Raw genomic sequence first — 23,347 nt, 5'->3', positions numbered from 1 at the left:
AAAATTCAATTGATAAATTTTTTTTAAAAATAATTAAAACAAATTTTATCCTACCTTATAATGATTTAATCGACGATTTCACCGATACTGTTCTCTTCAGCTACAATATCTTTAAGCTGAGGGAGATCCTTGGTGCTGGATAGCCCAAAGTGGTTCATGAACTCGCCGCTGGTCGCATATAGCAGGGGCTTTCCAATGCTGTTCGCCTTTCCTGCAATCTGTATCAAGCCTTTATCCAAAAGCCTTTGAATGGAATAATCACAGTTCACACCGCGGATCTGTTCTACTTCCAATTTGGTAATCGGCTGCCTATAGGCGATGATTGCCAAGGTTTCTAGTGCTGATTGGCTCAGTTTTTTTCTTTCTTTATGGATTTGAAGCTGATTGATAGCATCGTGGTAGGCCGGTTTTGTCAAGAACTGCAATTGATCATTAATGGAAACCAATGCCAAGGGATAATCTTCGGATTCATACTTAGCCTTAAGTTTTCCAATAAACTCTGCTAATTCCACTTTACTGATCTCAATGGCCAAGGCTTCCTGTAAAATTTCACGCAGGTCTTTCTGGCTTATTCCTTCGGAAGATGCAAAGATGATAGCTTCAATATTTAATATTATATCTTTCAAAACGATGCTTAATAATTAATAACCTGTTCTTCCATCTGTTCTGGTAAATCCCTGAACTTATAGGTCTGCGTCCTTAGTTGAGGTTCAAATCCAGCTTCAATGATTGCATCCTGAATGGATTTTGAAGTGAACCTGTGGGGAGCACCAGCAGCGGAAACTACATTCTCTTCAATCATGATGGATCCAAAATCGTTAGCACCAGAATGAAGACAGATTTGTGCAGTCTGCTTTCCGACGGTTAACCAAGAAGCTTGGATATTCTTGACGTTAGGGAGCATAATTCTGCTTAGGGCGATCATCCTGATGTATTCATCTGCCGTTACATCATTGGTGATGCCACGAAGGCGTTTCAATAAGGTTCCGTCATCCTGGAATGGCCAAGGGATAAATGCGATGAATCCATAGGCATCGGCAGGTTTTTCGCTTTGTACCTCACGGATCCATACCAAATGCTCAAAGCGTTCTTCGATGGTCTCAATATGACCGAACATCATAGTTGCTGAAGTTGGCAAGTTGATTTTATGGGCAGAACGCATGACATCCAACCATTCCTGTCCGCCACATTTACCTTTAGAGATTAATCTGCGTACGCGGTCATTCAATATTTCTGCACCAGCACCTGGCAAGGAGTCAAGACCGGCCTCTTTCATGGCCGTCAGGACTTCAAGATGGCTCATGCCTTCCAATTTTGCAACGTGGGCAATTTCGGGAGGGCCTAAGGAGTGCAGCTTCAGGGCTGGGTAAAGTTCTTTTAATTGTTTGAATAGGTTGGTGTAGAAACTCAATCCTAGATCAGGGTGATGTCCACCTTGCAACAGTAATTGATCACCACCATAGCGGAACGTTTCTTCGATTTTCTGCTTATAGGTATCAATGTCCGTAATGTAACTTTCTTCATGGCCCGGGCGTCTGAAGAAATTACAGAATTTGCAGTTAGCGATACATACGTTGGTCGTATTCACGTTCCTGTCAATCTGCCAAGTTACCTTACCATGGGGAACTTGAATCTTACGCAGTTCGTTGGCTACAAAAGCAAGGTCTGCAGTTGCCGCCTCTTTATATAAGAAAATGCCTTCTTCTTTTGTCAAGAAGTCAAAGTTCAAGGCACGTTCTAACAGTTTGTTTACATTCATGTAATAACAAAGATACGGAGCTTTTTATGAAATCGGAAGATGTAAAATAGAATTGAAATGGATTAAAATTAACCTAAATAACACCTAATCAATTTGTTGCTTGAAGATAAGTGCTTGTTCAGGTAATCAAATTAATTTTTAGAATAAATTTTGGAATACAAAAACTTATAAATCAGTTAGTTGTTTTAATAATAAGCTTACATTTATTTTACTTACAGTTTACCGTTTTATAATAAAGTAGCGTTGAAAATTCATATATTTAAGTACACTACAAAGGAGGTCATTGATGAGCCACGACATTATCCATATTGAACGTACATACCCAATTTCTACAGCTGCATTATGGCAGGCTATGACCGATAAGCAAAAGTTAAAGGACTGGTTCTTTGATATTCCTAATTTCAGTACGGAGGTTGGTGCCCAATTTGAGTTTTCAAAGGTTGAAAGGCAGGAAAAGGATTTTCACCAATGCCAAGTTTTGGAGGTAAAACCGGAGGAACTATTTAAGTTTACTTGGCGCCATCCAAAGCAAAAAAAAGGGAATTCAGTTATTACTTGGAGGTTTATTCCAAGGAGGGGAGCAACCACTTTGCATTTGACCCATGAAGGTTTGGAACATTTCAGAGATGCCGGAGAACAATTTTCCCAAGAACGTTTTGAGTCGGGTTGGGAAAGGATCTTGGGTGATTCACTAACAAAATTTATCGAAAAATTGTGACACAGGGTTTTGTCATAACCCTTTGAATATCATTTTTCTACTTCTTAATTAATGAATTCTTGCTGCGAAGAATAGCAATGGGAATTCATTTTTTTTTTACATTTAGTTTTGAAACCTATTCTATTCGTTCACGGATCTAAAGATTTATATGAAGAAAATTTTCTCCAGTTTATATGTACAAGTCATATTAGGCATCCTTATCGGTATTTTATGCGGAGTGTTCTATCCTGATTTTGCTGTTAAACTAAAGCCTCTCGGTGACGGATTCATTAAGTTGATCAAGATGATCATCGCCCCGTTGATCTTTAGTTCCATCGTAATCGGTATCGCCGGAATGCAGGATATCAAGAAAGTCGGAAAGATTGGTTTGAGTTCCTTGATCTATTTTGAGATCATGACCACCATTGCCCTGATCATCGGATTGGTATTTGTGAACCTGATCCAGCCAGGTACGGGGATGAACGTTGATCCCAAGACTTTAGATCCTTCAGCCGTTTCTCATTATATACAAGAGTCCAAGGAACATAATAGCGTGATGGATTTTATCCTGAGCATTATTCCCAATAATGTTATTGCAGCCGTCGCATCAGATAATCTTCTTCAAGTGCTATTGTTTGCTGTTTTGTTTGGAATTGGGCTTACGAAAATTGGTGAAAAGGCTTCAGCCCCAGTGATCGATGTCCTGCAATCCTTCTTAAAAGGTTTGTTTGCAGTCATTAAGATGATCATGTATTTGGCACCGATTGGTGCAATGGGGGCGATGGGCTTTACCATTGGAAAGTATGGGATCGAAGCATTATCCTCCTTAGGGTTATTGATGCTCAGTTTTTATGGCACCTGTATCGTTTTTATTGTAGGTGTGATTGGTGCCGTGCTCTATTTTTATGTGAATGTCAATATCTTCAAGTTACTAAAGTACATTAAAGAAGAGTTATTGATTGTTTTGGGTACTTCTTCATCTGAATCGGCATTACCTGGCCTGATGCAAAAATTGGAAGATGCAGGCTGTTCCAAACCGATCGTTGGTTTAGTTATTCCTACTGGTTATTCATTCAACCTGGATGGTACCTGTATCTATCTGACCATGGCAGCTGTGTTTATTTCACAGGCCCTTAATATGCACCTCAATCTAGAACAGGAAATTACCTTGCTCTTGGTTCTCTTATTAACTTCTAAGGGCGCTGCTGGTGTAACCGGGAGTGGTTTTGTAACCCTTGCGGCAACTTTGCCCGTTGTAGGGCATATCCCTGTTGAGGCAGTAGGTTTGATCTTAGGGATTGATCGTTTTATGAGTGAGGCTAGGGCATTGACAAATATTATTGGAAATGCTACTGCTACCATAGTGGTCGCCAAATATGAAAAGGGCTTGGATGAGGACCTCCTTCATGAAAAGCTGGGTTCTGCGCATGCAGAGATTAAATAAGATCTGGAATCGCCTCATAAGGGCGATTTTTTATTTAAAGAATTTGATAAATCACAACACGAAAACTAAAAAAGTAAAACATTAGCCTCCTTTTATTGGTTAGAGTAATATTCCAAGTTGATATTGTAACATAGTTTAAGATTTTTATATGGATTTAAAGTCTAATGAACCTTTTTGGTTGGTCAAGAATGGAATTATTTCATCTTATCCTTCCTTGAGAAATGATTTAGCATGCGATGTTCTGGTCGTTGGGGCTGGAATTACGGGTAGTCTGATTGCACACCAATGCGTGGAGCTGGGTTATGAAACGGTCGTGATCGATAAAAGAGAAGTCGTGAACGGGAGCTCCTCGGCTACTACATCCATGTTGCAATATGAGATTGATACCCCCTTGTATCAATTGATAGATATGGTTGGAAAGGAAGGTGCAGTAGAAAGTTATAAGGCCTGTTGTGAATCCATTGATAAATTAGGGAAAATCGCCTCGAAGATAAAATCTGAAGCAGGTTTCAAAAAGAAATTATCCCTGTACTATGCCTGTAGAAAGAAAGATATTTCTTGGTTGAAAAAGGAATTTGAAGCCAGAAAGGAAGCTGGATTTGATGTGAGCTGGTTGGAAAAGGATGAGGTAGAGAAAAAGTTGGAAATCAAAGATTCACATGGAGGGATTCTTTCCAAGCATGGCGGAAGTGTCGATGCCTTCCGTCTGGCGCATGATTTATTGGAGTACAATCAAAAAAGAGGATTAAAGATTTTTGATAAGAACGAGCTTGTGAGAGTGGAAGAGAAAAAGGGATTCAACCTTGTTCACTTGGATACCAAGGCTAAGATAAAAGCCAAACATATCATCTATTGCATTGGCTATGAAAGTGCCAATCTGATCAAGGAGAAGTTTGTCGATCTCCTGAGTACCTATGCCATCGTTTCGGAGGTAAATCAAAAGCTTTACGAAAAATACAATGATTATCTGATCTGGAATACCTCAGATCCCTACTTATATATGCGGACCACAGATGATGGCCGATTTTTAATAGGCGGTGAGGATGAGGAGTTCAGAAACCCTCAGAAGCGGGATGAGCTATTGGGTGAAAAATCATTGAAATTGGAAAAGGACTTTAATAAGGTCTTTGAGGATAAGTCTTTTGTAACTGATTTTACCTGGGCAGGGACATTCGGTGAGACCAAAGATGGTCTGCCATATATCGGCACTCATCCGGATTTTAAACGGTCATATTTTGTCTTAGGCTTTGGAGGGAATGGGATTACCTTCTCGGTAACAGGGATGGAAATGGTCTCGGATTGGTTAAAAGGAAAAAAACATAAACTGTCATCATACTTCGCTTTTGGAAGATAAATGTCTAATTAAAATTATAATACCATGAAAAAAAGAAAGAATACTGATGCACCTCATATTGACAGCCATCTTGTTGACAATATGAACAAGGTAATGACCACTAATGACGGCGTGCCTGTTTATGACAATAACAATACGCTAAAGGTTGGAGATAGAGGACCGTCTTTACAGCAAGATCATATCTTTTTTGATAAGCTCATGCACTTTGATAGGGAACGGATACCGGAAAGGGTGGTTCATGCCCGTGGTTCAGGTGCTCATGGATATTTTGAAGCGACCGCGGATATGAGCGAATATACTTCGGCAGACTTTCTCAAAAAAGGAACGGTGACTCCTTTGTTCGTGAGGTTTTCGACGGTTGCTGGATTTAAGGGTTCAACAGATCTAGCAAGGGATGTGAGAGGTTTTTCCGTAAAGTTCTATACCCAAGAAGGGAACTATGATTTGGTTGGGAACAGTATTCCTGTTTTCTTTATCCAAGATGCTATGAACTTTCCAGATGTCATCCACGCCGTAAAGCCTGAACCCAACAATGAGATTCCTCAAGCGGCTTCTGCACATGATACCTTTTGGGATTTTATCTCTTTGATGCCCGAGTCCGCACATATGTCTTTATGGGTGATGTCTGATCGAGCAATTCCAAGAAGCCTTCGGATGATCGAGGGATTTGGCGTACATACCTTTAAATTTATCAATTCTGCCGGTAAAGCTACTTTCGTGAAATTTCATTGGAAACCTAAACTAGGAGTGCATTCTGTAGCGTGGAATGAAGCCCAGAAGATTTCAGGTTTTGATGCTGACTTTCACCGCAGGGACCTTTGGGAAGCCATTGAAAATGGACAGTTCCCACAATGGGATCTAGGTGTTCAATTGATTCCAGAGGAAGATGAAATGAAATTTTCATTCGACATCCTAGATCCAACGAAAATAATACCTGAAGAATTGGTGCCAGTAAAGATCATTGGAACCATGACCCTGAACCGTAATCCTGAAAACTTCTTTGCAGAAACAGAACAAGCTGCATTTGACCCAGGAAGAGTGGTGCCAGGGATTGATTTCTCAGATGACCCACTATTACAAGGAAGAATCTTTTCCTATATGGATACGCAGAACTATAGGCTTGGAGGTCCAAATTTCCATGAACTGCCAATCAATAGGCCCATCAATGGAAAGCACAATAACCAAAAAGATGGGTTTGCGAGGATGGATATCCTAAAAGGCAATTCGAGTTATTTTCCAAATAGTCAAGGAAATGGTTGTCCATTTCAAGCGATGATGAAAGGAGAGGTGGGCTATCAGACCGGTAAGCAGCAAGTAGATGGAAAGAAAGTAAGGGCAAGGTCCAATTCCTTCGCAGATCATTTTACACAAGCCAGGTTGTTCTTTCATTCCTTGAGTACAGAAGAACAGACTCACCTGATAAATGCCTTCAGTTTTGAATTGTCAAAAGTCAATAAAGAAGATATCCGTAAAAGGGAATTGGCTATACTTTATCAAGTTGAGCCCGCCCTTGCAAATGCAATTGGTAAAAACCTTGGATTGAAGCCTTCAAAATCCTTAGATCCATTGACGGTAAAGTTTGCGAAGCAAAACCATCCAAACTATCCGATCCAGCCTAATAAACCAGAAGTAGAAAAGTCTGCATTCCTGAGCATGAAAGTCAAGGACGATGAAGGAACCATAGCAAGTAGAAAGATTGCTTTTTTGGTAGATGATGGTGTTAGTAAGAAGTCGGTGGATAAAATGCGCAAAGCATTGATGAAAGAAGGAGCAATGGCGGTATTGGTTTCCTCGCATGTTGGAAATCTTAGGTATTTGGAAGGCGATAGGGAAGAAGTGCAGCATTCTTACCTGACGGATTCTTCGGTTTGTTTTGATGGTTTCTATACTCCAGCTGGGGATAATATTGATAAACTTGGTCAAAACCCAGATTATCTTCAATTTGTAAATGAGGGCTATAGACATTGTAAGGCTTTAGCCTTTGCAAAAGAAGCGGAGAAACTCATTGGGAAATCTTTTATTGATAAAGATGCAGCAGTAAATTGTGAATCTGCGGGAGCCAATTGGATCAATGATTTTATCCAGGCATTGAAAAAGCATAGAATCTGGGAAAGGGAGAACAGCAGGAAAGTTCCTTCCTAGAAAAATTAAAAGAGGCCAACTTTTTACAGTCGGCCTCTTTCTTTAAAAAGTTATCTTCTTTTTTTCTTTTTATAACTCACGTCATAATTGAAAATAAAATAACCTTTTTTGTATAATTATAAACGCCCTAGTATCTGCAATATTGTGCATCTATTAACTTTTTTTTAATATTTTTTTAATAATGCCCTCAATTGGGCAATAAACAAGCTTTTTTTTAGGAAAAAAATATTAAAAAAATCTTTCATAAAATAGAAAAGGTTGACATTTTTCGATTGTCAACCTTTTCACTTAAAAAGTTATCTTAACTTTTTCTTCTTGAAACTAATGTCTCAATGATTTTAAAATAACCTCTTTTGTATAATGATAACGTTATTGTTTCCTGGATATTGTGTAAATGTTAATTATTTGTTTTCAATACTTTAACTGTGTAGCTAAGCGTCCTTAAAAATTAGAGAGAAAATAATGAATTGCTCATTAAACCGTTTTACATTTGTGAGGTCTTATTAAAAACTGATGAAAAACAGAATGAAAAAAAACTATTTTAACAGGGCATTGTTACTGTTTAATACTTTTAAGAATAGAAAATTAACAAACGAAGATATAGAGATCGCTGAAGGAAAAGCTCAGCATTTAGAAGGCAAAACCAATGAGTTCAAACTATTGATATCGATGATTAAGGATACTTTTTCCGGTCGATACAAGATGAACAAATGGAATATGTCCATTATTGTGGGGACTATCGTCTATGTTATTTCCCCAATAGATGCTATTCCAGATATTATCCCTGTGTTGGGATGGTTGGATGACGCTTCCATCGTTGGCTTTGCAATTTCAAAGTTAGCAGATGAGGTAGATCGCTATAGAAAGTTCCAGAAAACTGGAATTAGCACAGTAAATTAGGTCAAGTAAAGTATAAGTTAGGGATAGGTGTTAATGAAAATTAACGCCTATTTTTTTATCTAGTTAAATAATTTTTGTTTCAGGTCTTTGCAATTAATAATAATTATATTGGCTGAAATTAATACCTAAATTATGAAGCAGACCATCATTGCCATTATTTTATTATTCAATTTGCAGTTTACTTTCGCACAAGAGGATGTGAAGTCAAAGATAGATGACCTTATGAAGGAGTATTATCCCAAGGATAATGATCCGGGAATCGTACTGGAAGTTTATGATAATAACAATAAATCCATTTATGCAAAAGGGCAGGGCATTGCTGATTTAAAAACTGGAAGGAAGATTGATGTCCAAACAAACTTCAGAATGGCATCGGTCAGCAAACAGGTTACGGCTGCTGCTATCTATCAATTGATAAAGGAGAACAAAATAGATGTTAATTCTGCAAAGTTGAGCGATTTCTTCCCAAACCTTAAAGGAGAAATCAGGAATGCGACAGTACCTCAACTCTTGAACCATAGTTCTGGAATTGTTGACTATGAAGAGATCATTCCTAAAGGTCTGAAGGAACAATTACATGATTCGGATGTGCTGAAATTAATTGAGCCTTTAGATCGAGTATATTTCAGTCCTGGAACTAAGTTTCGTTATAGCAACACGGCCTATTGCCTTATGGCATTGATCGTGGAGAAAGTATCGGGACAAGGCTTTAGCGAATTTGTTTGGGATCATTTCTTTAAGCCATTGAATATGCACAATTCCTTAGTCTATATTCCTGAAGACGAAATTAAGGATAGAGCCTATGGATATCATTTGAAGGATAATGAGTTTGTTTTTGCTGATCAAAGCCTTACCAGTGCTACAAAAGGAGATGGTGGGGTATATACCTCAGCGAGTGAATATAAACTTTGGAACCAAGCTTTCATTAAATCTATGGAAGAGGGTTCAAACTTTAACGAATTTTTTGATAAAAACATCATCGCTATAAATAAGGACTGTTCCTATAGTATGGGCAAGTTTGTAGCCACCGATCAATTTGGGAATAAGGTGTTTTTCCATACCGGAGAAAGCACAGGTTTCAATAATTTGGTGATGAGCATTCCTTTGAGAGACATCAATATCAGTCTGTTTACCAATAGAGATGACAAGAAAATCAATCCTTTTATAGAAGAGCTATTAAATATCTTGGATATTAAACTGATGCAACAGGAGAAAAAGCCAGTATTCAAATGGTTAAGTGATACCTATGCTAACGAGCATTAATCATACTCCTTTACATTAGCAATCTTGATCTGATTGTTGTCTAGCACAAGTTTAATGTCACGGTGATAGTCCGTTTGCAATTTGCAATCTGAAATAATCAGCTTTAAGTTCAATTCTGAAGCGTTTTCATCCAAGAGATCGCAGCTTGAAACTTTGATTTCTCCCCAGTCTTGTCCAGAGATCAAAAACCCTTGTCCTAGACTAGCTGTATCTATTTCAAATTTATTGCCCCATTTTTGGTTGAGTTCAAATTTGGTGATGCTGCTGTCTATATCCAATCCGGTATTCATGGCATCGACCTTAAAGTTGTAATAATCCTCGGTGGTCAACAATTTCATTTTATCGAAGCCACTATCTTTTACAAAATAGCTTTCAATACTATCTTTTAGCCATTTACAGCCAGCTTCTTTACCGATGGGGTTCTTATCGAATTCAAGATTGGCAAGCGTATCTAAGGGATCTTGTTTTGATTGTTGGGTATTATTGCTACATGCCATGGCCCCCAACATTAAGGCAAAGAAAAAATATCTTTTCATACCGTTAATAATTAGTACAATAAAAATAGATAATATTCTTGAATAAAAACTGAAGTCTATTTAAATGGAAATTGCCATACTGCTGATTCTCTTGATCTTATCAGAGCTAGCGGATGAAAACTCATAGAAGTCATGAAAGGCTATTTTCTCGGTATTAAAGCAAAGAATTCCGCTTGCTGCCGCATGTTTTCCATGGCTGATGATCTGTTTAAGTTCCAAGGAATTAGCCTTGGAACTTTTTATTTTTTCTAGATATTCGACTACAGCATCATAGCATGATATGGTTTGATCCCCAATCATTTCCCATTCGATATCCTTATGGAACTGTTCCGAGAGTGCCTTAACATCACCTTTTGCAAAGGCAATATTGAGGTCCCTGATGATTCTTCGCTTGGGTGCATTGTCACAGTCCTGGGGCGCAATTGCCTTCATCTTACCTATTTTTCTAGAATCTCCTTTAAATGGCGTAATCCTGCATCAAAATCCTTGTTCATATCAAAGAACAAGCCCATGAGGTTGAAAGGATATGGCATTTTGCCATCAATTTCCCAAACAACTTTTGAGCTTTCCGGATTGATCGCATCGACTTGCATAAAAGATTTATTGGCGTCTCCTGTTCCGTTAAAGAATAAGTCCATTTCAATTCTTCCAGCAGCAGAATCCACTTTGGTCAGCACTTGTTTGCCATCACCAACTTTTTTGCTTTTCCAAGTGTAAACAAAGCCTGGAGTACCATCGGTGCCTTCGTAATGACGCTCAATATTTGGATCCTGTCGGGACCAATTGTCGTAATTTCCTTGATTCCTCATTAGTTTCACATACTCAAAGACCTCTGATTTCGGTTTGTTGATGCTGATTTCACTACCAGCATGGAAATCCTTAGGGACAAAAGCCGCTATGATCAGAATTAATGCAACTATACCTAGTACAGTCAATAAAAAATACTTTAAAAATTTCATCTGTGGTTAATTGTTTTGTTTGATATTATTTAGTTATCAACGTTAGCATTTTGTTAATGGTATTCAAGTTCCTGCCAGTTGCATTCACTTTCAGTTTCTTCTCAATGAAATTATTGTTCAACTTGCTTTTTGCCATCCCCGAAGGCAAATAAAAGTAGAATAGTTTTCCTTTATGCAAATATTCCTCTTGTCCAAGATCAATAGCTTTAAAACCTTCTAAAGCAGCATTTTCAGGCTGGTTGTCCAAATAGGTAATGAAAACATGATTCGGAGCAAATTCAGAAGGGAAGGGGCAAGCCTCCAGTGAGGCCATTAATTCTTCTTCTGTGAGAACAAAGACCGAGATATCTAACCCAAACTCTTGAAGGATCAACGATTTAATTTGTGTTGCAACCTTTTCGGAATCTTCATCCGACTGCAGGACGATGTTGCCACTTTGAATATAGGTTTGCACATCCCGAAAGCCTGCTTTAGCGAGCTTTTCTTTTAATTCTGCCATCTTGATCAGGTTCTTGCCTGAAACATTTACTGCCCTTAAGAAGATAATATATTGCATAATTAGTGTTCTCGTTAAGCATTTACTAACGAAGATATCTCAATTTTTTTCATTTTCATGAGTGCATCAGCAGCATTTTTATTCTGAAGCAATTTACTGATGTCCTTTGGAACCACTTGCCAACTTACCCCAAACTGATCTTTGCACCAGCCACACATGCTTTCTTGGCCGCTTTCGGTAATTTTATTCCAGTAATAGTCGATTTCCGTTTGATCTTTACATACGATGGTCATTGATGTAGCTTCATTGAAGCTGAATGGTTGAGGAACTCCAGAGTCCATGGCAGCCAAGATCACTCCATTTGCCTTAAATTGCGTATGTTGGACCTGTCCTTTTATAGGACCTTCTGGATATTCCAAAACGCCTTGTAACTCAAAATCTGGGAATAATTCTTCGTAGAACTTCAATGCCGCTTTACATTTTCCCTGTTGCTCAGCACAGAACATCAAGGTAGGGACAATTGCTTGTTGGTTGACATTTTCCAGTTGTCCATAATACAGCTGCCAATTGTAACCATATTTATCAGCAATCCATCCATAGTATTCAGAAAAAGGATATTGCTGTAATGGCATCAATATTTGACCGCCATCCAACAATTTGTTCCATACCTGGTCAATCTGTTCTCTACTTTCAAAGACCGGCATAAAGGAAATTGCTGGGGTAGGTTTGAAAATAGGACCGCCATTGATCCCAATAAAGTTCAAACCCATGATATTGACTTCAACCACGACGCCATTGTCTTTAATGATTGAGCTGTTTGGAAATACATCCGTATAAAAATCAAATGCTTCTTTAGCCTGGTTATCAAACCAAAGTGAAGGGATTATCTTGTTTGCCATTATTTTATAGTTTATAATATCGTTTAATTGAGTGAGGAGTATAATTTCTTCGATAAAGGACATGGCTACGCTATTTTATTGGATTCTGCACCTAATACAAAACTTGATATATCGAGTTTACAACAGATGATGGAAAGGAATTGTTCGACACTAATTTTAACTTCAAAAGTTCTTCCTGTTCGGATAAAAAATGGTAACCTTTTCCAATGGCTACCGGACAGACCATGAGATGTAGTTCGTCTACTAACTTGGCCTCAAACAAGGATTTCGTTAAACTGAGGCTTCCCCAGACTACTATATTCTTTCCTGGTTTTGCTTTCAATTCATGAATGAAATCTGCAAAGTTTTCATTCACCAAGGTGGCTGAATCCCAATCGCCCCAAGAAACAGATTCCAATGTATTGGAGAAAATATATTTTTCTGTGGCGTTCAGACCAGGTCCCACTGGTTCCTGGGAAGGATCAACATTAGGCCAAAAGTCCAGAAACATTTCATAGGTCTTTCTACCTAACAGGATGCTGTCAATGGTTTTGATGAATTCGACCATATACGTATCTACCTCTTTTCCGATATGCATGCGCGTTCCATCAAAGAAACTGGTGGTTTTATCACGGTCGGCCGCATAACCGTCCACCGAAACATATTCTTGTACGATTAATTTTCTCATAACGTGTGATTTTTATTAGAAGCCGAGCTACTAATCTTTGTTTTCAGTGGATAAGTGAAGGATGTTTCCTGCAGGATCCCTGATCCAATCCACATTTTCTAATCCTTCTTCATCAGGATTGACCAGCTCAATATCATTAGCTTTAAAATAAGCAATAGCTTTATGAAGCTGGTCTGTGCTGAGTTCAAATAGTACTTTCGGTTCTTTTCTATTAGGAACTGCATCTAACCAAAGGCAGATAGGACCAAAGGATACCTTTGCTGACCTGCTGACGGAAGGGTCATTTACTTTAATTTCCTCGGTATCCATCAAGAGTATATCCCGATAGAAATGTAATGTCTTTTCGAATGAATCTTCTGGAATCTTTAATGCGATATTGTTGCTAGCATTGAGTTTGAATTTTCCCATACGATACCTTGCAATAAAATGAATTCCTTAGCAATCAGTACCACATTTCAGAAAATGTGGTACTGATTGATTAATTGTTAGTGATCAGAGGTCTTTTAACCCATTTTCTTGTTTCCTTCAAAATGGATCATCCAATTGATGCCAAATTGATCTTGGAAAGAAGAATAAAGTTCAGCAAAGAAAGTTTCTTCCAATGGCATTTCAATATTTCTTGCTCCTGCAGAAAGCGAATTGAAAAGTTCCTTGGCTTCTTCAGGAGTCTGTACATCCAACATGATATAAATAGAGTTTCCATTGGTCAGTTTATGTCCGAAACCTTCCACTACATCCGAACCCATCAACATGGTATCAGGATTGATTTGCAGGGAGGTATGCATGACCTTTCCTTTGGCATCTTCAGGTAGAGGTGGAAAATTTGGATCTGCTGGCATATCACCGAATAGATATGTCCCTTGGACCTCTGTTTTGAAAACCTTCTGATAAAAATCAAAAGCTTGTTTACAATCACCGTTAAAGTTTAAATAAGCATGAACCTTTGCCATAATGTTTTAATTTTTCTGGTTTATATTTAATTAATGTGTCTAATTTTTTGTTGTCTATGATTACTTTTTCAGTAAAGCCTCCAAGTTGTTCAATCCCATTTCATAGCCTTCGAGAAAGCCCATATCCAAATAGGATTTAAGGGTCTCTGCCGAGTCATACTTGCAAGAGGAGGTCACTGTGCAGACCCCATCACTGGAAGAAAAGTCATTCCTCCAGGTTGAACTTGGAAAATCCTTGTTTGGGTTTCCATTTTCATCACAGAAACCATCTTCTCCCGTATAATAATTCTGAGGGTCAATTTCTTTATAGTGTAGGTAGGACCAATGGATCTCTCCGTTTGGACCGGTCATGTTGTATAACCAGCGTCCTCCAACAGAAAAATCCTGTTCTTTGGTATTGCATTTCCAAGGTTTGGGAGCCCACCATTCGTCTAATATTTTAGCATCGGTAAATGCATTCCATACTTGTTCTTGAGAAGCTTCAAATGTACGTGTGATGATGACTTCGTTCTCCTTGATCTGATGTTGAAATTTCTTTTCCATGGCTTATATGTTTTGTTTTTTCTTCAAATAGTAAATCTAAGGTACGGAGCGACTCAAGGAATCCACTTGCCATAGGACAAGTAATGAAACTTCGGTTCAAAAAAATGGAATGGTCAGCTATTTTTTAGAAGAACGCATGGCTGGGAGCTTCTTGATCGAGTCATCCCTTAACATGGTTTGATATTCATCGCTAGAACTGTTTATCAACCGTATTTTACCTTCTGAATCGTAATAAATACCCCATCCATAGGTTTTTGCAAGAGGTGAGGCCCTTAAACAGGCTTGGCCTTTGGAATAGAATTTTTCTCGTTCTTCTCCCAATTCCTCCTCAAGTAAATCTTTCCTTTGCGCATGGATGTCAAAGATCAGATCATCTGAATTAACCTTTGCAGGTTCTTTCATCAGTCTATCATATTGCATATTGGCAACAGTCAATTTGTCGATCTTTAGAGGTGGTATTTCACCTTTTAAAGTTTTACAGTCCTCAGCCACAGTGATCAACGTGTTGTAATAATTCGTGCTATGTACTTTCATGATACATTCTTTGGATTACAGAATAAAATTAGGGCCTTGGAGTGACAACAGTTTGTCAACTGCAAACATTAAGTTTATTTTTCTGGATGGATCCTTTCGTATTTATCTGAAATAAATGCAATCGATTCTTTCATCATGTTCTTGAGAACATTAATGTTTATATCCTCCAGTTTTTTGATATAGATACAGGCTTTACCCATCTTGAATTTTCCGAAACCTTCCAAGAGATGCTTATGTTCCTCACATCCGGTAAATACATATAGGGATATGGCAGCATTCCTAGGAGAAAAACCCAATAAAGGGGCGTCGCCCTGATGCCCCGTAGGATATACGTAATGATATTGACCAAAACCGATAATACTTGGTCCGAACATTATTGCTGGTTCTCCAGTAGCTTCTTCCATCAGCTCAATCAGTGCCAAGGAGTCTTTTTTCTTTTGTTCATTGTCTATTTCATCGATATATGCATAGACATCATCTGCAGTAAATTGCGTTTTTACTTTAGCCATAACTATTGTTCACAGATTTCCTTTAATTTCTTTAATGCATCAGGCCACATTTCATCAAACATGTGTAGATCATCTTCATCAGAAATTTCCAAAGAGCAGAGGACATTTGTCTTCCCGCCTTCTTCCTTAAACCTATAGATCTCCAGCGCATTTCGCCAATTGTCAATTCCTGGACCTTCATATTTTTCGCCGTTCTGGTCAAACATGCCCAGATGTCGGATGATCACGATCTCTCCAGGGATATTCTTGTCTATTACCGAGACCATTCCAGCCTCATTGCCATTCTGATCCAAGGATAGAAACTTTACTTTCGAATTTTCTTCCCAATTGCCTTTTACATCTGATGTAGGGCTGAAGGGTTTTGTCCATTCCCGATAACTATCCCGGGTTAGCATTTTGGAATGAACAGTTTTTGCATCAGCATTGATTTGCTCGCTAAAATATATTGTTTTCATTTTATTGGAATTTACCGAACCCAAAAACTGCACCAGCTGGATCCTGAATGATTACATAATTATAGGTGCCATCGGCTTTCTTGTTTTCATGCACAAGCTTTCCGCCACGGGCAATAGCCTTTTCCAGTGTAGCTGCCACATCATCTACGCAGACATACATGATCCACTGTGGAGGGATGCTCGCATTGATTCCCCGTTGGTTGCAAATGCCTCCAGCTGGATTCTTCTCGTCATAGAGCATCGCGTAATCGTTGTAAGATTCCTCGCCATCTTTCATGGCTACTGGATATTCCTGCCAACCTATGACATCTTTATAGAATTCCTTCAAGGAATCAGCTTGATTGGTCGTCAGATCTGCCCATACGATCTGACCTGCTTTATATTTCTTTTCTGTCATGTTCTTCGTTTTTTATTTGCTTTCCACGTGTTTCTTGAAATTATCCAAGATCGCTTGCCAGCCTTCCCTTTGCATATCCTCAGGATTTGAAGCCTCCATGTCAAAGTCAATGCTGACAGCTGTCTTTCCATTCTCGTCTTTAAACTTGATGTCCGTTTCGCGATTGTCCCCCAATACATAAGATATGCTGTTCATGGCGGTAACTTCCGTATAGGTGCCTTCAAAATCAAATTCAAAACTGGCATCCTTGGCTGCCATTTTGTTTTTGAACTTACCACCAACGCGTAAGTCATTTTCAGAAGAGGGGCAATGCCAATCCTCTGATGCATGGTTCCATTGTTTAATATCTTCTGGATTATTGTAAGCATCCCAAACTGTTTGAATAGGAGCATTGATTAAGGTCTCAATGTGAATTCTTTTCTTTTCCATTATAGTTTTTTCTTGTGTTAGTTATAGTTTTTTCTTGTGTTAGTCGAATTTAGAGGATTAATATTTACATCAACTTGCCCTATGGCAAGAAATAATTTATTGCTCCCCAATCTTCACTAGGTTATTGATCGAATTGATGATCAGGTTCCAATCCTCCTCATGCAATTCATGGCCTGTACCCTCAAGCACAACCAAATTTTGGCCTTTTATTTTTTGCATCAGGGATATGGCGTTTTGAAAATGACAGATAATATCCTCTGTACCATGGATCACCAAGACCGGAACATTGATTTTATCCAACTGATTATAGTATTCCATACCGCCGGCAATACTGGCATGATTGAATTGGCTCCTGAAATTTTTTGCCCTGCGATAGGATTCCCGTAAATAATTCTCTGCTCGCAAAACGTTCAAAGGTTTTTTGCCACTCATCAAATGGGATCCCTCCAGCAAATAATGGATGACCTTGTCTTCATTTTCCCAGTCAATTTCAGCTGCTTTTGCATGGAATTCTAAAATCATAGGGTCCATTTCCGGGACGGGAATGTCCGAATCTCCCCATGGCATCGTACTGAATAGGCATAAAGATTTTACCCGTTCAGGATGCTTGATTGCTACAATCTGCGCAATCATTCCGCCCAAAGATATACCGACTAAATGCGCTGCCGGAATTTCATAGGCATCTATAATAGCGACCAAATCCTCAGCAAAATCTACAATGTCATAGCTTGCTTCACCTTCAGGCACAGAAGTGGATTGACCGGTATCCCTAAAATCATATCGAATCACAAACAAACCCTTGTCCGCCAGCTTTTGGCAAAACTCGCTGTCCCAAAACAACATGGAAACTGTTGCTCCTGCAATCAGTACCACGGCAGGATTTCTTTTATTTCCAAAGGATTGAGAAAATAAACTGATGTTTTGATGCTGTACAATCTTATCCATCATATGTTATGTAAACTGGTTTTTTGTATAAATTAGTCCGTCGTTAATGATAAAACAATGTAATCATCTTTTCTGTTTTATTCTGTCCATTAGGATGGATTTATAAATAATATCTTTTTCAAGATAAATTAAACATTAAATTAGATTTATAATTGAGGGCGTTAACAAAACTAGAGCTACTTTAATAATCCATTTTCAGCCTAGCATAACACTCAATTAGGTTTACACTATCAAATAAAACAACATGAACGAAAATCTAAGTGCGAGAGCATCGATACAGATCTTGAAACCTATCGAAGAGGTTTTTGAGGCTATAGTAGATCCTGAAAAAATGAGCAATTACTTTATTGAAAGATCGAGTGGAAGATTAGAGGAAGGAGTGACGGTAGAATGGAAGTTTCCTGAGTTTGAAGATATCTTTCCGGTAACCGGAAAATTTATCCGGGCATACGATTACATATCATTTGATTGGAGTGGAGGCGAAGAAGGGATGATGGTAGAGATCTTTTTGGAACCTTTCCATGATAATTTTACGGTAGTCCGAATCAAGGAAAGCTATATGCCGGTCAATGAAGAAGGTATAAAGCAAGCCATTGGACAAACTGAAGGTTGGGCTAATTTTCTTTCATCGCTGAAAGCTAGCCTTGAATATGGGATTAACCTGAGAAAAGGGGCTTTTGATTTTATGAAACCTTAAGCTGATTACCTATGTCAACATTTACCAATATCGATGAATACATTGCAGGCTTTGATGGGGAAGCCCAAAAAACATTGAAAGATGTTCGCGCAATCATCAAAAAAGCGGCTCCAAATGAAGCCAAGGAAACTATCAATTACAGGATGCCAACTTTTAGGTATAATGGAAACTTGATCCATTTTGCCATGTTCAAAAATCACCTTGGACTGTATCCCGGAACAGAAGCTATCGAACATTTTGCAGATGCCCTTAAGCCATATAAAACCTCAAAAGGAGCCATTCAAATTCCATTGGACCAAGCGCTGCCTGAAAAATTAATTACAGATATCGTCCAATTCAATGCCGAGCGATTAAAAGAAAAGGAATATCCTAGTTGGGAAACCAAAAATGAACGCTGGAACGATTGTCAGGAACTGATGAACCAAATCGTCTTAAAGAATAAAACGCCACTCAAGCGAGAAATTAAATGGGGATCCGATGTCTATACTTACGAAGGTAAGAACGTCATTGGATGGGGTGGATTCAAGGATTTCTTTTCTTTGTGGTTCTACAATGGAGTTTTCCTTGAGGATAAAGAACAAGTTTTGGTTACAGCTTCGGAAGGAAAAACCAAATCTTTAAGGCAATGGAGGTTTACCGATATCAAGGATATGGATGAAAAGAAAATCCTAGCCTATATCGAAGAGTCCGTACAGACCATCAAGGATGGAAAGGAAATCAAACCAGACCGTTCTGCCCCAAAACAAGTGGATGGCCTGTTGAAAGAAGAGCTTGCGAAAGACAGGATATTCAATGAAGCATTTGAAAAGCTTACTCCCGGAAAGAAAAAAGAATATATCGAATACATTGACGAAGCCAAACAAGAGAAAACCAAACTCAGTCGGGTGGAAAAAATAAAACCTTTGATCCTCGAAGGAAAAGGTTTACACGATAAATACAAGAAATAAGTCTATCTTAATGATAGGCTTTTTTTGTTTTAATACAACAAATACAAATTTTATCTGTTCAGTTAATAGAGGGTTTTCATAAATCTTTAAATAATCAATGAATGAATAGAAGAGATTTTATCAACCAAGGTTTAGTTTTAGGTTGCAGCCTTTCCTTAGGCTGGAAATCCTATGCCGGAAATAGACCGATAAGCAAAGAAAATTTAATGGAAAAAAACAATCAATCAGGAAGGTTTCGTCCCAAAACTCTTAGTGGTTTTGGAGGAGTAGCGTTAGGAAATGGATTTAATCATAACACAGACCTGGCTTGTCATGAAGCCATGGATGCGGCTTGGAATGCTGGAGTCAGGTATTTTGACACTTCGCCATGGTATGGCCTAGGTATCAGTGAAAGAAGGATGGGCCTGTATCTGAAAGAAAAAAACAAGGAGGAATACAGCATATCCAGCAAGATTGGAAGGATATTGGTGCCGCACGATAATTACAAACAAGAAGGTTTGATGTGGAAGGGGCAAATGAATGCCTCCTATAAATATGATTATTCGGCTGAAGGGGCAAGGAAATCGGTTGAAGATAGTTTACAGCGATTAGGCATTGGGTCGATGGACATTGTATTTGTCCATGATCTGTCTCCCGACAATGGCGATATGGGGAAAGATTGGCTCTCATATTTTGAAACGGCAAAGAATGGAGCATTTAAGGAACTGACCAAAATGCGTGAGGAGGGAATCATCAAGGCTTGGGGATTAGGGGTCAATACGATTGAACCTATCTTAAAGACGATGGAGGTAGCAGATCCGGATATTTTCCTCTCAGCCTGCCAATATTCCCTGATCCATTATGAGGACGACCTTACCCAGGTCTTTCCTAAAATTGCCGAAAAAGGTTTATCCATTGTGGTAGGCGCTCCACTATGCGCGGGTTTCCTAGCCGGCAAGCCTCGGTACCTCTATGGATCCAAGATCCCTGAATTTGCAGCCGAAAAGCTAAAACAGCTTCAACAGGTAGCCGATAACCATCAGGTTGATCTCAGGACAGCAGCTCTGCAATTTTCAGCAGCACCAGAGGTGGTGTCTTCTGTTATTCCTGGAGCTAGTTCAGCAGAACAGGCCAAGCAAAATGCAGCTTCCTTTGAGGTGAAAATACCAAGTGGATTCTGGGATGAGCTGAAACATGAAAAGATTATTTCTGAACAAGCTCCAGTACCAAATGCTTAAATTGCAGCATGGATATAAAAAATAAAATCGGCTTCATCGGTTTGGGAAATATGGGGAAGCCAATGGCAAAGAATCTAGAAAAAGCTGGATTGGACCTCTATGTATACAACAGGACTGCAGAGAAAATGCAAGATTTTGCTGAAAAAAGCACTCCTTGCAATGATATCGGAAGCCTCGTAAAGAACTGCGATATCATTTTTACTATGCTGACCAATGATGATGCCGTACATGCCGTCTACGAGACGATATTGACCATGGACATCAAAGGGAAGTTGTTTGTGGATATGAGTACCATTTCCCAAGATGCTTCCAAGACCATTTCTGAAATCACGAAATCGAAAGGTGCCAGTTTTATCGATGCGCCAGTTGCTGGTAGTACCCAGCCAGCCAAAGAGGGAACCTTGATTTTTATGGTCGGTGCCGAGGAAGGGGACAAACAGCGCATTATGCCTTATCTGGAATTGATGGGCAAGGAGGTGAAATATATGGGTAAAAATGGAAAGGGTGTTTCGGCAAAACTCTGTATCAATTATTACCTGTCCATATTATATCAAGGAATGGCTGAAACTGTTCTGTTTGCAGAAAAAATGGGAATATCTAGAGAAGATATGATGAGCATTATCAATGAAAGCGCCAGCGGTAGTGGAGCCTCCAAAGTTAAGACCGCTTCCATCATCAAGAATGAATTCCCCGCAGCCTTTTCGGTTGACCTTATGCTGAAAGATGTAAAATTGGCGGTAGATGCCGGTGCTGATTACCCATTGACCCAAGATATCCTAAAGACCTATCAGGGAGCCAAGGATGCTGGGTTTGCTACAATGGATGTCATGAGCATTATCCCATTCATCAAAGAGCATGGAAATTTAGAATCGTAAATCAAAACTATAAATTATGAAAAATCAATCTTTTATAATTTTATTAAGTCTGCTGTTGAGCAATGCGGCATTTGGCCAAGAGCTCAAAGAAGTGGACTATAAAGAAGGTAATCAGGCCTTAAAAGGGATGGTCAGCAGTAATGCGGGCCAAAAACTTCCAGGAGTTCTCATTCTCCCGGCATGGAAGGGTATCGATCAGGAGGCAAAAGATGCCGCTATAGCACTTGAAAAAGAGGGTTATATCGCTTTTATTGCTGATATCTATGGAGTCGGCAATACACCAGCGGATAATGCCGCATCTTCAAAATTGTCCTCGCAGTATAAGAATGATTACCAAGCTTATCAAAAAAGGATCCAAGCGGGCATAGATGAGCTAAAGAAAGCTGGGGCAACCAAGGTCGCTGTTATAGGTTATTGTTTTGGTGGTACCGGAGCGTTAGAAACGGCTAGGGGAGGTTTACCAGTAGAAGCAGTGGTCTGCATCCATGGAGGACTAGCAAAAGCTGCCGACCGACCAAATGGCGAAATCAAAGCCAAAGTATTGGTCGAGCACCCCGCAGATGATGCTGGGGTAAAACCGGAACATTATGAGGGCTTGGTCAAGGAATTAAATGATGGGAAAGCAGATTGGCAGATCATTACCTATGCCAATTCCAAACATACTTTTACAAATCCGGAATCTCCTGATTATAATCCAACGATGGCTAAACGCGCATGGAATCATACGCTCATGTTTTTGAAAGAGGCCTTGAAATAAAGGATTCTATTCATTAAAATTATTTATTGTTTTAGGCCCCAAGGAATTGGGGCTTTATTCTGCCTTTTTGGATCAAACTCTAGGATACCAAAAAACAACTTGTAGCCGTAACGGTTTTGGTTTATCTAAAATGGCTTTTCGCATCTCCCACTTCAATTGAAATCACCCTTATTTTTGGATTTCAAATAATTTTCTTAGTTACTTTTGAAGCCCAAAAGTAACCAAAATGCTTCGGCTCATTTAAGATGGCTTTTCGCTCTATCCGGCACACATGAAAAGAATACCTTGTTGTCGGGAATATCTTTCAAGAGATCATCCCTTTTGATGGGATGATCTCTTGAAAGCATTCCAAGGCCAATCCCATCCCACATGGCAACGGTATTCTTTCCATTTTACCGCCATTGGAAATGAGCCAGAGGCTAAAGGGGTTCCTTCGGAAAGATAATGTTTGTTTCTAGACCCCACAGCCGGGGTGGAATCTTTGTAGAAAGTGGATGTTTGAAATGGCCAACCCACAGCGTGGGTGAAATATTTTTCAATAGATCATTCTAAATGGAATTAAATCAAAAAAAATGGTTTCCTCATCTTACGATTTCGGAATGACCCCAAATTCCCAAAAAAAATAAAAAATAGATTCTTCGTTTCACTCTGAATCCCCCTTTAGCGCATTTTGATCCTGAACGATTAGTGAAGAACCTGTACGGTTCTCCTCCCTCAGGTCCCGTCATGTTGCAGCAAAGGTGCAGAACTGTTCGCCAAACCAAACTATCTAAGATTGACGCACTGTACGCCAATCCAAATTCTTTTATATTAGGTTTGCATTGCTCCGAGATACTTCGGATGAACCTCAGTATGACTAAAAAAAATAGATTCTGAGTGAAGTGAAGAACCTGTACGGTTCTCCTCCCTCAGGTCCCGTCATGTTGCAGCAAAGGTGCAGAACTGTTCGCCAAACCAAACTATCTAAGATTGACGC

General features: G+C 39.1%; 28 protein-coding genes. 11 read left to right on the top strand and 17 right to left on the bottom strand.

Annotated elements, in window-relative coordinates; all coding sequences use genetic code 11:
- Positions 1-65: 65 nt before the first annotated feature.
- Together scpB and ACWIB3_RS11065 are read right to left on the bottom strand one after the other, a co-directional pair.
- Positions 66-626, bottom strand: coding sequence for an SMC-Scp complex subunit ScpB (gene scpB, locus ACWIB3_RS11070; protein WP_185211951.1), 561 nt, complete (start codon positions 624-626; stop codon positions 66-68).
- Between the two features lie 8 nt (positions 627-634).
- A complete protein-coding gene (locus ACWIB3_RS11065) occupies positions 635-1,759 on the bottom strand; it encodes a CofH family radical SAM protein (protein WP_454291617.1) in 1,125 nt (374 codons plus the stop codon).
- A gap of 286 nt (positions 1,760-2,045) precedes the next feature.
- Here ACWIB3_RS11065 and ACWIB3_RS11060 point away from each other — a divergent pair, with 286 nt between their 5' ends.
- The 6 genes from ACWIB3_RS11060 to ACWIB3_RS11035 all read left to right on the top strand — a co-directional run bounded on the left by ACWIB3_RS11060 (position 2,046) and on the right by ACWIB3_RS11035 (position 9,559).
- Positions 2,046-2,477 (top strand): SRPBCC family protein, encoded by a 432-nt coding sequence (locus ACWIB3_RS11060; protein ID WP_185211953.1) that lies wholly within the window; start codon positions 2,046-2,048, stop codon positions 2,475-2,477.
- A 148-nt stretch (positions 2,478-2,625) separates the two neighbouring features.
- Entirely contained in the window at positions 2,626-3,900 is a 1,275-nt protein-coding gene (dctA, locus tag ACWIB3_RS11055; protein ID WP_254530053.1) for a C4-dicarboxylate transporter DctA, read from the top strand.
- A 148-nt stretch (positions 3,901-4,048) separates the two neighbouring features.
- Entirely contained in the window at positions 4,049-5,254 is a 1,206-nt protein-coding gene (locus ACWIB3_RS11050) for an NAD(P)/FAD-dependent oxidoreductase (protein ID WP_454291616.1), read from the top strand.
- Positions 5,255-5,278: 24 nt separating this feature from the next.
- Positions 5,279-7,396 carry a catalase gene (locus ACWIB3_RS11045; protein WP_454291615.1) on the top strand — a complete coding sequence of 706 codons (2,118 nt, stop codon included), beginning with the start codon at positions 5,279-5,281 and terminating at the stop codon, positions 7,394-7,396.
- 525 nt (positions 7,397-7,921) lie between these two features.
- Entirely contained in the window at positions 7,922-8,296 is a 375-nt protein-coding gene (locus ACWIB3_RS11040) for a YkvA family protein (protein ID WP_185211957.1), read from the top strand.
- Positions 8,297-8,428: 132 nt separating this feature from the next.
- Entirely contained in the window at positions 8,429-9,559 is a 1,131-nt protein-coding gene (locus ACWIB3_RS11035) for a serine hydrolase domain-containing protein (RefSeq protein ID WP_454291614.1), read from the top strand.
- On the opposite strand, the gene ACWIB3_RS11030 is transcribed toward ACWIB3_RS11035, so the two are convergent.
- The 15 genes from ACWIB3_RS11030 to ACWIB3_RS10960 form a co-directional block, all read right to left on the bottom strand.
- Positions 9,556-10,095: a hypothetical protein gene (locus tag ACWIB3_RS11030; protein ID WP_185217902.1), complete on the bottom strand. Its 540-nt coding sequence runs from the start codon at positions 10,093-10,095 to the stop codon at positions 9,556-9,558. The two genes, ACWIB3_RS11035 and ACWIB3_RS11030, sit on opposite strands and share 4 nt — an antisense overlap.
- 60 nt (positions 10,096-10,155) lie before the next feature.
- Complete coding sequence (locus tag ACWIB3_RS11025) at positions 10,156-10,527, bottom strand: nuclear transport factor 2 family protein (RefSeq protein WP_454291613.1); 372 nt, start codon at positions 10,525-10,527, stop codon at positions 10,156-10,158.
- Between the two features lie 5 nt (positions 10,528-10,532).
- The gene (locus ACWIB3_RS11020) at positions 10,533-11,054 is read right to left on the bottom strand and encodes an SRPBCC family protein (protein WP_185211961.1); all 522 of its coding nucleotides are present in this window, start codon (positions 11,052-11,054) and stop codon (positions 10,533-10,535) included.
- Positions 11,055-11,079: 25 nt separating this feature from the next.
- Positions 11,080-11,610 (bottom strand): DUF1697 domain-containing protein, encoded by a 531-nt coding sequence (locus ACWIB3_RS11015; protein WP_454291612.1) that lies wholly within the window; start codon positions 11,608-11,610, stop codon positions 11,080-11,082.
- Between the two features lie 14 nt (positions 11,611-11,624).
- Positions 11,625-12,449, bottom strand: coding sequence for a VOC family protein (locus ACWIB3_RS11010; protein ID WP_454291611.1), 825 nt, complete (start codon positions 12,447-12,449; stop codon positions 11,625-11,627).
- Positions 12,450-12,540: 91 nt separating this feature from the next.
- On the bottom strand, positions 12,541-13,116 hold the full coding sequence (locus ACWIB3_RS11005) for a dihydrofolate reductase family protein (RefSeq protein WP_313258060.1): 576 nt from the start codon (positions 13,114-13,116) through the stop codon (positions 12,541-12,543).
- Between the two features lie 30 nt (positions 13,117-13,146).
- The gene (locus ACWIB3_RS11000; RefSeq protein ID WP_313258058.1) at positions 13,147-13,524 is read right to left on the bottom strand and encodes a VOC family protein; all 378 of its coding nucleotides are present in this window, start codon (positions 13,522-13,524) and stop codon (positions 13,147-13,149) included.
- Positions 13,525-13,619: 95 nt separating this feature from the next.
- Positions 13,620-14,066 carry a VOC family protein gene (locus tag ACWIB3_RS10995; protein ID WP_185211966.1) on the bottom strand — a complete coding sequence of 149 codons (447 nt, stop codon included), beginning with the start codon at positions 14,064-14,066 and terminating at the stop codon, positions 13,620-13,622.
- A 60-nt stretch (positions 14,067-14,126) separates the two neighbouring features.
- Positions 14,127-14,609: an SRPBCC family protein gene (locus tag ACWIB3_RS10990; protein WP_454291610.1), complete on the bottom strand. Its 483-nt coding sequence runs from the start codon at positions 14,607-14,609 to the stop codon at positions 14,127-14,129.
- Positions 14,610-14,726: 117 nt separating this feature from the next.
- Positions 14,727-15,143: a DUF6157 family protein gene (locus ACWIB3_RS10985; protein ID WP_454291609.1), complete on the bottom strand. Its 417-nt coding sequence runs from the start codon at positions 15,141-15,143 to the stop codon at positions 14,727-14,729.
- A 74-nt stretch (positions 15,144-15,217) separates the two neighbouring features.
- Entirely contained in the window at positions 15,218-15,652 is a 435-nt protein-coding gene (locus tag ACWIB3_RS10980) for a DUF1801 domain-containing protein (RefSeq protein WP_454291608.1), read from the bottom strand.
- A 2-nt stretch (positions 15,653-15,654) separates the two neighbouring features.
- Complete coding sequence (locus ACWIB3_RS10975) at positions 15,655-16,107, bottom strand: SRPBCC family protein (protein WP_254530077.1); 453 nt, start codon at positions 16,105-16,107, stop codon at positions 15,655-15,657.
- Between the two features lies 1 nt (position 16,108).
- Positions 16,109-16,504, bottom strand: a complete 396-nt coding sequence (locus tag ACWIB3_RS10970) for a VOC family protein (RefSeq protein WP_185211971.1) — start codon at positions 16,502-16,504, stop codon at positions 16,109-16,111.
- 12 nt (positions 16,505-16,516) lie between these two features.
- Entirely contained in the window at positions 16,517-16,933 is a 417-nt protein-coding gene (locus ACWIB3_RS10965; protein WP_454291607.1) for an SRPBCC domain-containing protein, read from the bottom strand.
- A 96-nt stretch (positions 16,934-17,029) separates the two neighbouring features.
- Positions 17,030-17,881, bottom strand: coding sequence for an alpha/beta fold hydrolase (locus tag ACWIB3_RS10960; RefSeq protein ID WP_454291606.1), 852 nt, complete (start codon positions 17,879-17,881; stop codon positions 17,030-17,032).
- Positions 17,882-18,122: 241 nt separating this feature from the next.
- Between ACWIB3_RS10960 and ACWIB3_RS10955 the strand changes: the two genes are divergently transcribed.
- The 5 genes from ACWIB3_RS10955 to ACWIB3_RS10935 all read left to right on the top strand — a co-directional run bounded on the left by ACWIB3_RS10955 (position 18,123) and on the right by ACWIB3_RS10935 (position 22,371).
- Entirely contained in the window at positions 18,123-18,575 is a 453-nt protein-coding gene (locus tag ACWIB3_RS10955) for an SRPBCC domain-containing protein (protein ID WP_185217913.1), read from the top strand.
- Positions 18,576-18,586: 11 nt separating this feature from the next.
- Entirely contained in the window at positions 18,587-19,522 is a 936-nt protein-coding gene (locus ACWIB3_RS10950) for a DUF1801 domain-containing protein (protein ID WP_454291605.1), read from the top strand.
- A gap of 101 nt (positions 19,523-19,623) precedes the next feature.
- A complete protein-coding gene (locus tag ACWIB3_RS10945) occupies positions 19,624-20,739 on the top strand; it encodes an aldo/keto reductase (RefSeq protein ID WP_454291604.1) in 1,116 nt (371 codons plus the stop codon).
- 8 nt (positions 20,740-20,747) lie between these two features.
- Positions 20,748-21,614: an NAD(P)-dependent oxidoreductase gene (locus ACWIB3_RS10940; protein WP_454291603.1), complete on the top strand. Its 867-nt coding sequence runs from the start codon at positions 20,748-20,750 to the stop codon at positions 21,612-21,614.
- A gap of 16 nt (positions 21,615-21,630) precedes the next feature.
- The gene (locus ACWIB3_RS10935) at positions 21,631-22,371 is read left to right on the top strand and encodes a dienelactone hydrolase family protein (protein WP_185211977.1); all 741 of its coding nucleotides are present in this window, start codon (positions 21,631-21,633) and stop codon (positions 22,369-22,371) included.
- The last annotated feature ends 976 nt before the right edge of the window (positions 22,372-23,347 follow it).

Source organism: Sphingobacterium sp. NPDC055431, assembly GCF_053644255.1.
This window is presented reverse-complemented; position numbering and strand designations above follow the sequence as displayed.